This window comes from Streptomyces sp. E-08, assembly GCF_049913095.1.
Taxonomy (GTDB): domain Bacteria; phylum Actinomycetota; class Actinomycetes; order Streptomycetales; family Streptomycetaceae; genus Streptomyces.
Genome location: NZ_CP183971.1, coordinates 1,559,255 through 1,571,737, shown reverse-complemented (window position 1 = coordinate 1,571,737; position 12,483 = coordinate 1,559,255). Strand labels below are relative to the sequence as shown.

At 76.2% G+C, this 12,483-nt stretch carries 9 protein-coding genes; 5 read left to right on the top strand and 4 right to left on the bottom strand.

Annotation, left to right across the window (positions count from 1 at the left end; all coding sequences use genetic code 11):
* Positions 1-13: 13 nt before the first annotated feature.
* The 4 genes from ACN9MM_RS07150 to ACN9MM_RS07135 are packed head-to-tail and all read right to left on the bottom strand — an operon-like array spanning position 14 to position 3,570.
* Complete coding sequence (locus tag ACN9MM_RS07150) at positions 14-877, bottom strand: biotin-dependent carboxyltransferase family protein (protein ID WP_426362851.1); 864 nt, start codon at positions 875-877, stop codon at positions 14-16.
* The gene (locus ACN9MM_RS07145) at positions 874-1,494 is read right to left on the bottom strand and encodes a 5-oxoprolinase subunit B family protein (protein ID WP_426362850.1); all 621 of its coding nucleotides are present in this window, start codon (positions 1,492-1,494) and stop codon (positions 874-876) included. Before ACN9MM_RS07145 ends, ACN9MM_RS07150 begins: the two co-directional genes overlap by 4 nt.
* Positions 1,491-2,255 carry a LamB/YcsF family protein gene (locus ACN9MM_RS07140; RefSeq protein WP_426362849.1) on the bottom strand — a complete coding sequence of 255 codons (765 nt, stop codon included), beginning with the start codon at positions 2,253-2,255 and terminating at the stop codon, positions 1,491-1,493. Before ACN9MM_RS07140 ends, ACN9MM_RS07145 begins: the two co-directional genes overlap by 4 nt.
* A gap of 34 nt (positions 2,256-2,289) precedes the next feature.
* Positions 2,290-3,570 (bottom strand): MFS transporter, encoded by a 1,281-nt coding sequence (locus ACN9MM_RS07135; RefSeq protein ID WP_426362848.1) that lies wholly within the window; start codon positions 3,568-3,570, stop codon positions 2,290-2,292.
* Positions 3,571-3,737: 167 nt separating this feature from the next.
* Here ACN9MM_RS07135 and ACN9MM_RS07130 point away from each other — a divergent pair, with 167 nt between their 5' ends.
* The 5 genes from ACN9MM_RS07130 (at position 3,738) to ACN9MM_RS07110 (ending at position 12,375) form a co-directional block, all read left to right on the top strand.
* Positions 3,738-4,442, top strand: coding sequence for a GntR family transcriptional regulator (locus ACN9MM_RS07130; protein ID WP_426368693.1), 705 nt, complete (start codon positions 3,738-3,740; stop codon positions 4,440-4,442).
* A gap of 88 nt (positions 4,443-4,530) precedes the next feature.
* Positions 4,531-6,075, top strand: a complete 1,545-nt coding sequence (locus tag ACN9MM_RS07125) for a hypothetical protein (protein ID WP_426362847.1) — start codon at positions 4,531-4,533, stop codon at positions 6,073-6,075.
* Positions 6,072-6,725, top strand: coding sequence for a hypothetical protein (locus tag ACN9MM_RS07120; RefSeq protein WP_426362846.1), 654 nt, complete (start codon positions 6,072-6,074; stop codon positions 6,723-6,725). The genes ACN9MM_RS07125 and ACN9MM_RS07120 overlap by 4 nt, the downstream gene beginning before the upstream one ends.
* Positions 6,722-7,624, top strand: a complete 903-nt coding sequence (locus tag ACN9MM_RS07115) for a hypothetical protein (RefSeq protein WP_426362845.1) — start codon at positions 6,722-6,724, stop codon at positions 7,622-7,624. Before ACN9MM_RS07120 ends, ACN9MM_RS07115 begins: the two co-directional genes overlap by 4 nt.
* An 86-nt stretch (positions 7,625-7,710) precedes the next feature.
* A complete protein-coding gene (locus ACN9MM_RS07110) occupies positions 7,711-12,375 on the top strand; it encodes a hypothetical protein (protein WP_426362844.1) in 4,665 nt (1,554 codons plus the stop codon).
* Positions 12,376-12,483 lie beyond the last annotated feature (108 nt).

The following is a 12,483-nucleotide window of genomic DNA, read 5'->3' as shown; positions in this document are numbered from 1 at the left end:
GCCCGCCCGCCCTTCAGCGCACCGCCACGAACCGCACCGGCGTCCCCGGGACGGCCTGCGCGGCCGCGCGCAGGTCCGCCTCCCGGACCACCGCGACCACCGGATAGCCCCCGGTCGTCGGATGGTCCGCCAGGAACACCACCGGGCGCCCGTCCGGCGGCACCTGCACCGCGCCCAGGACCATGCCCTCGCTCGCCAGTTCGCCCGGCACGGCCCGCTCCAGGGCCGGCCCCTCGACCCGCAGTCCGATCCGGTTGCTCGCCGGGGACACCCGGTACGCGCGCGTGGTGAAGGTGCGCAGGGCCGCACCCGTGAACCAGTCGTCCCGGGGACCCTGCCGGACCCGCAGGACGAGTTCGTCCGGCGGGCCCGGCCAGGGAGGAGCGTCGACCGACCCGCCCACGGCCGTGGCCGCTCCCAGCGGCAGCACCGCCCCCTCCGCCAGCGGCGCCGGGCCGAGACCCGACAGCAGGTCGGTGGAGCGGCTGCCGAGCACCGGCGCGACGGCGATCCCGCCGCCGAACGCCACGTACGAGCGCAGTCCCCGCACGGCGGCGCCGACCTCCAGGACGGAACCGGCCCCGACGCGGACCGTCGTCCCCCAGGCCGCCGGACGGCCGTCCACCCGGACCGGGCAGGGCGCGCCGCCCACCGCCACGGTGACCGCGCACCGGGGCCGCAGGGCGCACCCGTCGACGGTGGTCTCCAGGACCGCCGCGTCCTCCGGGTTGCCGACGAGCCGGTTGACGAGGCGCCCGGCCCCCGGGTCGAGGGCACCCGAGCGGGGCACGCCGAGATGCGCGTACCCCGTGCGCCCCAGGTCCTGCACGGTGGTCAGCGCCCCGGCCCGGACCACGGCGAACGCGCGGTCGCTCATCGCCCGCCCTCCGCCGTGAACCGGACCCGGGTGCCGGGCGTGAGCAGCGCGGCCGGGTCCCGCCCGGCGTCCCACAGCACCGCGTCCGTGGTGCCGATCAGCTGCCAGCCGCCGGGGGAGGAGCGCGGGTACACGCCCGTGTACGGGCCGGCCAGGGCGACCGAGCCGGCCGGGACGCCCGTGCGTGGCGTGGCCCGGCGCGGCACCTCGTACCGCTCGCCGAGCCCCGTCAGATAGCCGAAGCCCGGCGCGAACCCGCAGAAGGCGACCCGGAACTCGGCCGCCGTGTGGATCCGTACGGCCGCCTCCACGGACACGCCCCAGAGCCCGGCCACCTCCGCGAGGTCGGGCCCGTCGTAGCGGACCGGCACCTCGACGGTCTCGCCCACGCGCGCGTGCGGCGGCCCCGGCTCCCAGCCGGCCAGCTCCGACGCGAGCCGCCCCGGGTCGTCCACGCCGTCGAGGAGCACCGTCCGCGCCGCCGGCACGATCTCCCGTACGGCGGGCAGCGCACCGGCCGCCCGGCGCCGCAGCAGCTCGGCATGGAAGGCCTCGGTCGCCCCGCCGCCTTCCAGTTCCACCAGGAGGGCCCGGTCGCCCACCCTCAGCACCCTCACGCGAAGGCCTCCACGCGCACGCCGGAGGCTTCGAGCCGCTCCCGGACCCGCCGGGCGAGGCCCACCGCGCCCGGCGTGTCCCCGTGCAGGCAGAGCGACCGGGCCCGGACGGCGACGGAGCTCCCGCAGTGCGCCGTGACGACCCCGAACCGGGCCATGGACACAGACCGTTCGACGACCTCGTCCGGATCCGCGACGACGGCCCCCTCCCGCCCCCGTGGCAGCAGGGAGCCGTCCGCCCGGTAGGCCCGGTCGCCGAAGGCCTCGGTCACGACCGGGAGCCCGGCCACCGCGGCGGCCTCGTGCAGCCGGGACCCCGGCAGCCCGAGGACCGGCAGCGTCCGGTCCGCGAGCAGCACCCCCTCGACGACCGCCGCCGCCTGCTCCGCGTCCCGGACGACCCGGTTGTAGAGCGCGCCGTGCGGCTTCACGTACGAGACCCGCGAGCCCGCGGCCCGGGCGAAGACCTCCAGGGCGCCGATCTGGTACGCCACCTCGGCGGCCAGCTCGTCCGCCGGGACGTCCATCGCGCGCCGCCCGAAGCCGGCCAGGTCGCGGTAGGACACCTGGGCCCCGATCCGCACCCCGCGCGCCGCCGCGAGCTCGCAGACCCGCCGCATGGTGGCCGCGTCCCCGGCGTGGAAGCCGCAGGCCACGTTGGCGCTGGTGACGACGGACAGGAGCTGCTCGTCGTCGGTCAGCGTCCAGCGGCCGAAGCCCTCGCCGAGATCGGCGTTGAGATCGATGGGGACCCAGGTCATGGGGTGTTTCCTCTCTCACCTGGTGGTGCGGTGGTCATACGAGTTCCCTCCCGCGGGTCTCGGGCAGCCCGAACAGGGCGAGCACGGCCAGGCCGTAGCCGGCGGCGCCGAAGACCAGCGCTCCGCCCACGCCCCAGCTCTCGGCGAGGAAGCCGACCAGGGTGGGGAAGACGGCCCCGACGGCGCGCCCCGTGTTGTACGTGAGGCCCTGCCCCGTGCCGCGCACCGCCGTCGGGTACAGCTCCGCGAGGAAGGAGCCGAAGCCGCTGAAGATGGCCGACATGCAGAAGCCCAGCGGGAAGCCCAGCAGCAGGAGCAGGGTGTTCGCCCCGGCGGGGATGTGGGTGTACGCGAGGACGGACACCGCGGACAGCACGGCGAAGAGGGCGATGTTCTTCTTCCTGCCGAGCCGGTCGGTGAGGTGGCCGCCGGTCAGATAGCCGGTGAAGGCCCCGGAGATCAGCAGGGTCAGATACCCGCCGGTGCCGACGACGGTCAGGCCGCGCTCGGTCTTCAGGAAGGTCGGCACCCAGGTGGCCAGCGTGTAGTAGCCGCCCTGGACGCCGGTGGAGAGCAGGGTCGCGAAGAGCGTGGTGCGCAGCAGGCCGGGACGGAACACGGCCCGGAACGAGCCGCGCCCGGCGCCGGACCTGCGGGCCTCGGCCGCCTGCGGGGCGTCCTCGACGTTCCGCCGGACGTAGACGACCAGGAGCGCGGGCAGCGCGCCCGTCCAGAAGAGGATCCGCCAGGCGAGGTCCGCGTCCGCCCACTGGAACACCAGCGTGTACACGAGCACCGCGAGCGCCCATCCGACCGCCCAGGCGCTCTGCACGGCGCCGAGCGTCCGGCCCCGGTGCTTCGCCGAGGCGTACTCGGCGACCAGGATGGCGCCGACCGCCCACTCGCCGCCGAAGCCCAGGCCCTGGAGCGCCCGGAAGACCAGCAGGGTCTCGTAGTTCGGCGCGAAGCCGCAGGCCACGGTGAAGAGCGCGTACGTGACGACCGTGATCATCAGCGCCCGTACCCGGCCGATGCGGTCGGCGAGGACGCCGGCGAGCGCGCCGCCGACCGCCGAGACGACGAGGGTGACGGTGGTCAGGAGGCCGGTCTGGCCCTTGTCGAGGCCGAAGGAGGCGGCGATGGCCACCATCGACAGGGGCAGGGTGAAGAAGTCATAGGAATCCAGGGCGTATCCGCCGAAAGCGCCGCCGAAGGCGCGCCGGCCGCGGGGCCCGAGGGCGCGCAGCCAGGCGAACGCGCCCGTGTCGTCGGGCCGTTCGCCCTGGGAGTGCTGCCGGGTCTGTGTCGTGCTCATCTGCACCTCGCAGGAGAAGGAGGCGTACCTGAGAGACGTACTGAGGAACCGTGCGGTGCCGTCAAGGTAGAGGATTGTTCAACGATCCGACAAGAGGCATGTTGTCGCTTCCTCGTTTCTGCGGTTGACTCGGCCGCGGACGACGGAAGGGGCGAGACGCTGTGGACCTGAGTGGGGCCGGAGGGCTGGCGGACGACCGCGTGCTCCTGGGGCGCACGAGCACGGCGGAGCGGGTCGCGGACATCCTGCGCACCCGCATCGCGGAGGGCTACTTCCCGCCCGGTGCGCGGCTCTCCGAGGAGAGCATCGGCGGCGCCCTCGGTGTGTCCCGCAACACACTCCGCGAGGCGTTCCGGCTCCTCACCCACGAACGGCTGCTCGTCCACGAGCTCAACCGGGGCGTCTTCGTCCGCGTCCTCGCCGTCGGTGACGTGGACGACATCTACCGCACCCGGCGGCTCGTCGAGTGCGCCGTCGTCCGGGGCCTGGGACAGCCGCCGTTCGCCGTCGACGGCCTCGCCGCCGCCGTCGCCGAGGGCGAGGCCGCGGCCCGCGCCGACGACTGGACGGGCGTCTCCACCGCCAACATCCACTTCCACCGCGAGCTCGTCGCCCTCGCGGGCAGCGCGCGCACCGACGAACTGATGCGCGGTGTCCTCGCCGAACTCCGCCTCGCCTTCCACGTCGTCGACGACCCGCACGCCCTGCACGAGCCCTATCTCCGACGAAACCGGGAGATTCTGGACGCCCTGCGCGCCGGTGAACGGGCCTCCGCGGAGCGGCTCCTCGCCCGCTACCTCGACGACTCCCGCACCCGGGTCGCCGCCGCCTACGCCCAGGCCGTCGACGATCCCGCGGGCCCGGCGGGCTGAGCGCACAGGCCGGACGAGGCTACCGGCCGGCCCGGTCGCATCTGCGCCGTTTCGACCGTTGTCATGGTGAGGACCTAATCTGTGCACCGTGACTTCGCCTGCCTCGACGGACCTCGCTCCGCCCCAGCTCAGCGCGGGGCCGCGCCCCGCGCTGGGCCCGGCCGCCGACGAAGGGCTCGCGCGGCGCCTCCGCGCGCTCGCGTGCACCGCCCCGCTGCACGACCTCGACGCGCGCAAGGCGAACCTGGCCGGCGAGTACACGGTCTACGCGATGGCCGAGGTGGCCCTCGCCGCGATCGACCTCATCACGCTGAACATGGACTTCGACACCGGCGCCGACCACGAGCAGATCGTCGCCCGCCTGCTGCCCCGCGTCGCCGCCCAGGCCCCCACCCGGCCCGCCGCCGAGCACGAGCGCGTGGCCCGCTGGGTCCTGGAGAACCTGATCAACGTCGGCAGCGTCGACCGCGGCTTCCGCGCCGTCTACGGCACCTTCGGCACCGACGGGGTCTACGTCCGCAGGGACTACGACTTCAAGCTCATCGAAGAGGTCCCCGGGTACGGCGGCGGCGTCTACCTCCGCACCACCGACGAAGCGGTCAACGTCCTCGTCGGAGCCCTCGACACCGACGTCACCAGCGCCCAGATCGCCGCCGAGGTGAAGCTGGAGGTCCTCATCAACCGGGGCCGGCTCGCCGACGCCCAGCTCGCTGCCGAGCAGGCCCGCTACCGGACCGTGCAGTACGCCGAGACCCTCCGCAAGACCCTGGAGGCCACCCGGCGCAACGTCCGCGCCGTCGACTGGCTCCACACGGTCCCCGACATGATCGCCGAGGCGCTCGACCACGTGGCCGACCGCTACCGCCACGAGAACGCGATCCTCACCAACATCCGCAAGGTCCGCGACGAGGCCGAGGCCACGGCCGACGCCAGGACGGCCGAGCACAAGCGGCGCGCCGCCGAGCTCGTCGACATAGTCAAGGACTGCATCCGGCGCCACACCCAGCTCCAGTCCCGCCTCCTGGAGGCCGGGCCGCTCTTCCGCGCCGAGCAGGACCGCCAGGCCTTCGCCGCCCCCACCGCGTACACCGGACTCGACCTCTACGGACAGCTGGTCGCCCCCGTCCTGCCGCTCCCCGTCGAACAGGCCACCCGCGTCACCGACGCCTTCTTCGCCCACGGCACCGGACTGCGCACCCCCGCCTCCGTCCGCCTCGGCGACCTCGTCGACCTGCTGCTCACCCCGCCCGTCGAGCGCGAGCACCTCGGCGTGGAGATGCCCGAGCCGGACCTCATCGCCACCCCCGACGACTCCCGCTTCAGCGAGGAGCAGCTCGCGAGCGCCATGCGCCTGCTCGACCTGGAGCACGACGCCCCTCGCCGCCTCTCCGGACTGCTCGCCGAGGCCCGCCGCCTCGACGCCGACCTGCCGTACCTGGTCGCCCTCCTCGCCGTGCACGCGGCGAGCCCCCCGGTCGGCACCGCCTACCGCCAGGGCGAGGAGCGCCTGCTCTTCGCCGTCGACGACGGCACCCCGCTCGACGACCCCGAGTTCGGCGGCGCCGACCTCATCGTCGGTACGGCGCTGCTGGACGCGGTGGGCATGGCCGCGGACCGCTCGGAGGCCACGTGACCCTCGTCCCCCCGGTGACCACGGCCGCCCCCGCCCCCGCCGAGCCGGCGGACGTCACCGCCGCACCCGCGCCGCCCACCGTGGAGCACGCGCCCGTGCCCGCGCCCGTCGCCGTACCGACGGCCCGGACGGAGGCGGCGGACCCCGGCGCACCGGCGCCCGCCGCCGCACCCGCGCCCGCCGCGCCCTCCGCCGACCTCGTACCGGAACCGGCCCCTCCGACCGGCCCCTCCGACGCGGCCGCCACGACCGACCACGCCGACGCGGCCGACGCCGGCGACTCCGCCGACTCGGTCGACCCCTCCCACGGTCCCCGCCTGGGCCCCGTGCCCGTGCAGCCGTCGGCAGGCGGTCGCGGCGCCGAGGACCGGCCCGCGCCGGGGGAGACGCCCGATCCCGCGACCGGCGGACGGCCGCGGTTCGTGACCGTGACCATGCCGGAGCCGTCCCGCGTTCCGCCGTCCCGGCGCCGGGACCTCCCGGCCGTGCGGGCCGTGCGGCTCACGGACGAGCCGCCCGCCCCCGCCGAGCGCCCCGGCCCCGCCGCCGCCCCCGCGGCCGTCACGCCGGTCCCGCTGCCGCTGCCCGTACCCCGACCCGCCCCCCGCGCCGTACCGACCGAGAGCCGTACCGAGGAGCCCCAGCCGTGAGCGAAACCCACGCCGAGTACACCGACGCGTGGAGCGAGCAGGAGCCCCCGCAGCCCCCGGCCCCCTCCACCGCCTCCGCCGTCACCCCCGCGGACGCGGCCGACGCGGCCCGGCTCGTGTCCTTCGGCCTCCAGCCCAAGCTCCTCCCGGCCCGCGACGCCGAGTACACCGAGCTGCTGCGCCGCTACCGCGAGGACCCCGCGTTCGCGCGCCTCGCGGACGCCGTCGCCACCGGCCTCGGCCTCGTCGTCCTCGAGGTGTCCCCGCGCGCCGGCATGGCCGTCACCGCGGGCGAGGACTCCGTCTTCGCCGTCCGCATGGGCGACTACGCCCGCCGCGCCTCCACGGACTCCGCCGACCGCTTCCTGCACGGCCTCGCCCACCTCGCGGTCGCCACCATGGCCTTCCCCCGGCCCGAGGACCTCGCCGACGACGCGTACATCGGCCGGCTCACGGTCAACGGCGTCGACGCCTTCGTCCGCCAGGCCTGCCTGCGCCTGGAGCAGCGCGCCGAGGAGCAGGGCGAGAACACCGACCCGGCCTCCGACGCCCCCGGCCTGGAGTCCGCCTGGCGGACCTACGCCCGCCGCAGCGCCACCGGAGCCACCAAGGACGCCCGCCGCCTCGCCGGATCCACCACCGGCATCGTCGGCAAGGCGGCCGCGTTCCTCACCGACTCCGGCTTCCTCCAGCGCACCGGCGACGAGGGCGGCGGCTCCTACCGCACCACCGCGCGCTACCAGCTCCAGGTCCGCGACATGGCCGGTTCCGCCGCCATGGCCGAGCTCCTCGAACTCGGTGTCGTCCCGGTCAGCGACGGCTCCGCGACCCTCCTGCCGCCGCCCGAGGGCGACGACCTGGAACTCGCCGCCGACGCGGGCCTTCCGTTCCATGCGTGACCGCCCCGCGTGACCGCCGCGCGCAACGCCCCGAGCATCCGACCTTCCTGAGCACGACGAGCACGAGAGCACGAGAGTCCCTCGCCATGTACGAGCTGTCCCGGGTCCGCCTCTACTCCATCGGTCCCGCCGGCGCACGCTACGCCGACACCGTCCTGGACCTGCGCGGAGTCGGTGCGCCCGTGCCCCATCCCGCCCCCACCCAGGCGGAGTTCTTCGAGGAGGAGCCGGTCGGCCCGCCGCGCCGCCCGGCCCCCGCGGGCGTGCTCTTCCTGGAGAACGGCGGCGGCAAGTCCGTCCTCCTCAAGCTGATCTTCTCGGTCATGCTCCCCGGCCACCGCAACACCCTGGGCGGCGCCAGCTCGGGCGTGCTGCGCAAGTTCCTCCTCGCCGACGACTGCGGCCACGTGGCCCTGGAGTGGCAGCACACCCTCACCGGCGAGCTCGTCGTCGTCGGCAAGGCCAGCGAGTGGCGCGGCCGCCAGGTCTCCAACGACCCGCGGAAGTTCGCCGAGGCCTGGTACTCCTTCCGTCCCGGCCCCGGACTCAGCCTGGACAACCTCCCCGTCGCCGAGGCCACCTCCGTCCGTCCGGCCGCCGAGGGCGCCTCCGGCGCGACCGGCCGCCGCCGCACCATGAAGGGCTTCCGCGACGCCCTCACCGAGGCCGGGAAGGCCTACCCGCACCTGGAGGTGGTCTGGGAGGAGATCCACGACCGCTGGAACGAGCACCTCGGCGAACTCGGCCTCGATCCCGAACTCTTCCGCTACCAGCGCGAGATGAACGCCGACGAGGGCGAGGCCGCCGGCCTCTTCGCGGTCAAGAAGGACTCCGACTTCACCGACCTGCTGCTGCGCGCCGTCACCGACACCCGCGACACCGACGGCCTCGCGGACCTCGTCGGCGGCTTCGGCAACAAGCTCGGCCGCCGCGCCGAACTGACCGCCGAGCGGGACTTCACGGCCGGCTCCGTCGACCTCCTCGGACGCATCGTCGAGGCCGCGGCGACCCGCGCCCACGCGCGCGAGGTCCACACCGGCGCCGAGCGCCGCACCCGCACCCTCGCCCGCCGGCTCTCCGCCCGCGCCGCCGAGGAGCGCGGCCGCGCCGCCGAACTCGCCCAGCAGGTCACCTCGGCCGGGCACGCCGTCGCCGAGGCCGAGACCGCCCGCGGCCGCAGCTCCCTCATCGCCGCCGAACTCGCCTACCGGCACGCCTCCCTGGCCCTGACCGCAGCCGAGAAGGGCGCCGCCGCCCAGCGCCGTGAACTCGTCGACGCCCGTACCGTGCACGCCGCCTGGCAGGCCGCCGAGGTCGTGCTGCGCCACCGCGCCGCGGGCGACCGCTCCGCGCGCGTGGCCGCCGCCATCCGCGAGGCCGAGCGCGACGCCGCCCCCGCCCTGGCCGCCCGCGCCGAGGCCGCCGCCGATCTCGTACGGGCCCTCGCCTCCGCCGCCGAGGAGGGCGAGCGCCACGCCGCGGAGGAGGAGGAACGCTCCACCGCTCTCCAGGACGCGAGCGAGACCGCCCACCGCGACGCCACCACCGCCGCCACCGAGGCCCAGCGGGCCCGCAGCGAGGCGGGCCACCTGCGCCAGCGGCTCGCCGAGGTCGAGCAGGAGACCGCCGAGGCCGTACGGGCCGGCTGGCTCGACGACACCGCCCCCGACGCCGACCCGGCCCGCGCCGCGCTCGCCGCCAGCGACGCCGAGAAGACGACGGTCGCCGCCTGGGACACGGCCCGCGAGGCCGCCCGCACCGCGGCCGAACGCGCGCGTGAGGCCGCCGGCGCCGAATCCCGCGCCGAACTCGCCGCCGCCCGCGCCGCGGACGCCGCCGAGGCCGCCGGGAACGCCTACGACGCGGAGCGCCGCGCCGCCGAGGCCCTGGCCTCCGAGGAGCGCCTCGCGGAACTCCTCAGCCTGCCGTCCTCCGGCTCCCCGCTCCCGGGCCAGCGCGCCGCCACCTCCGGCGCCGAGCCCGAGGAGGACGCCGGTCCCGGTCCGGAGCACCAGGGCCCGCTCACCGTCACCGAGTTCGACCGGTACGCCGACGAGCTGCGCGGCCTGCTCGACCAGGCCGTCGCCTCCGCCGAGCGCCAGCTCTTCGACCTGCGCACCGCCGCCGCCGACGACTCCCGCATCCTCGGCGCCCTCGGCGACGGCGGCCTGCTGCCGCCCGGCCCCGACGTCCTCGCCACCGTCGAGTACCTCGGCGAGCACGGCATTCCCGCCCTCCCCGGCTGGCGCTACCTCGCCCAGTCCGTCGACCCCGCCGACCACGCCCGGGTCCTCGCCGCCCGCCCCGAGCTCGTCGACGGCGTCGTGATCACCGACCCGATCTCGTACGGACGCGCCCGCGAGGTCCTCGGCACCGCCGCCCTGCTGCCCCGCTCCGCCGTCGCCGTCGGCACCGCCGCCGCCCTGCTCGCGCCCGTACCCGCGCAGGACGCGGCCGAGGACGGCGGCGTCTTCCTCGTCCCGCCGAACCCGGCCATGCACGACGAGCACGCGGCCGACGAGGAGCGGCAGGCGCTGCGCGCCCGCGCCACCGCCCGCGACGAGGAGATCCGCACCCTCGCCGCCCGCCTCTCCGGCGACCGCGCCCTCGCCTCCCGGATCGGCGCCTGGCGCGCCGACTGCCCCTTCGGGATGCTCGCCGAGCTCGCCTCCGTCGCCACGACCGCCCGCGAGACCGCCGAAGCCGCCGCCGCCACCCTGGAGGAGGCCCGCACGGCCCGCACGGAGGCCGACGAGACCGCCGCCGAGGCGGCCGGGCTCCGCGACGAGCGCCAGGAGGCCGCCCAGCGCGCCCGCCGCGTCGCCGACGCGCTCGCGGGCCTGGCGTTCCGGCTGCGCGAGCGGGCCGCCTGGCAGGCCAAGCTCCGTGAACTCGCCGACGACGCCGCCGAGTCCGAGGCCCGCGCCACGACCTGCCTGGAGCGCGCCCGCGCCGCCGACGAGGACCGCCGCGCCGCCCAGCGCGCCGCCGACGACGCCCACCGCACCGCCCGCGCCCTGCGGGCCGAGCGCGCCGAGATCGCCGGCGCCCCCGAGACCCTCCCGGAGCAGGAGCCGGACGCGCCCCGCGCTGCGCTCCCCACCCTCCGCGAGGCCTACCGCGCGGCCTCCCAGCTGTACGAGAAGGTCGGCGTCGGCGCCGACCTGCGCGCCGAGCAGGCCCGTGCCGAGAGTGACGAGTCCGCCGCCCTCGCCGAGCTCGACCGCCTCACCAACAAGGTCCGCACCCGCGCCGAACAGCTCCTGGAGTCCACCGACGGCGCCGACGGCCCGTCCCGGCAGGCCGCCGCCGCCCGCGCCGAGGCCTTGGTCCAGATGCTGGAGACCCGCGCCTCGGAGGCCAGCGAGAAGCTCGGCCGGCTCCGCGGCGAGGCCGAGCGCCTCGCCCCCGAGGACGGCGAGGCGCACACCGAGCTGCCCGAGGAGCTGGTGCCCGCCGACGCCGAGCGGGCCCAGGCCCTGCTCCGTACCGCCACCACCGAACTCGCCTCCCGCACCGACGCCCTGGACGCGGCACGCGCCGCCCACGCCGGTCTGCTCCGGGACCACCGGTCCGCCGAGGACGCCGCCGGCGGCTTCGACGAGACGGCGGCCCTGCTCCGGGACCTGCTCCGCGACCACACGGACGAGGAGCGCGAGGAGACCGAGCCGTACCCGGGCACCCTGGAGGAGGCCCGTACGGTCGCGGCCGAGGCGCGCCGCTCGCTGCGCGCCTGCACCGCCGAACTGTCCGGCGCCGACGCCGCCGTGCGCGAGGCGAGCGACATCCTCGTCCGGCACGCCAACTCCACCCGCTACGAACAGGTCCGCACCCCCGCCCGCCAGCAGATCCGCGAGCTGCCGGCGTCCGCGCTGCCGGAGCACGCCGCCAAGTGGGCCGAGGCCTTCGCCCCCCGGCTGCGGGTCCTCACCGACGAGCTGGAGCAGCTGGAGCGCAACCGGGACTCGATCGTGGACCGCCTCCGCGGCCTCGTGGAGTCCTCGCTCGCGACGCTCCGCTCCGCCCAGCGGCTCTCCCGACTCCCCGAGGGCCTCGGCGAGTGGTCGGGCCAGGAGTTCCTCCGCATCCGCTTCGAGGAGCCCGACCAGGCCTCGCTCGCCGAGCGGCTCGGCGAGGTCGTCGACGAGGCGACCCGCGCCGCCGTGAAGAAGAACTCCGACCTGCGGCGCGACGGAATGTCGCTGCTCCTGCGGGGAGTCCAGGCGGCCCTGGAGCCGAAGGGCGTCTCGGTGGAGATCCTCAAGCCGGACGCGGTGCTGCGCGCCGAGCGGGTCCCCGTCGGGCAGATGGGCGACGTCTTCTCCGGCGGTCAGCTGCTCACCGCGGCCATCGCGCTGTACTGCACGATGGCGGCGCTCCGCTCCAACGACCGGGGCCGCGACAAGCACCGGCACGCGGGCACGCTGTTCCTCGACAACCCGATCGGCCGCGCCAACGCCACGTACCTCCTGGAGCTCCAGCGGGCCGTGTCGGACGCGCTGGGCGTCCAGCTCCTCTACACGACGGGCCTGTTCGACACGACCGCGCTCGCCGAGTTCCCGCTGGTCATCCGGCTGCGCAACGACGCGGACCTGCGGGCGGGACTGAAGTACATCAGCGTGGAGGAGCACCTGCGCCCCGGCCTGCCGCAGCCCCGCTCGGAGGGGGAGACGATCCACGGCGAGATCACGGCGACCCGGATGTTCCGCCGCCACCAGTCGGACGAACCGGCCCCGGCGGTCGACGTGTGACACCCGTCCGTCCGACGACGAGCGGCCCGGCCCTTTTCCGGGACCCGTCCGTCCGACGACGAGCGGCCCGGCCCCTTTCCGGGACCGGGCCGTCCGACGACGAACGGC

Bases quoted from the DNA above. Each gene is read 5' to 3' on its own strand.
- ACN9MM_RS07150 (WP_426362851.1), bottom strand. From the start codon at position 877: ATGAGCGACCGCGCGTTCGCCGTGGTCCGGGCCGGGGCGCTGACCACC.
- ACN9MM_RS07140 (WP_426362849.1), bottom strand. From the start codon at position 2,255: ATGACCTGGGTCCCCATCGATCTCAACGCCGATCTCGGCGAGGGCTTC.
- ACN9MM_RS07135 (WP_426362848.1), bottom strand. From the start codon at position 3,570: ATGAGCACGACACAGACCCGGCAGCACTCCCAGGGCGAACGGCCCGAC.
- ACN9MM_RS07110 (WP_426362844.1), top strand. From the start codon at position 7,711: ATGTACGAGCTGTCCCGGGTCCGCCTCTACTCCATCGGTCCCGCCGGC.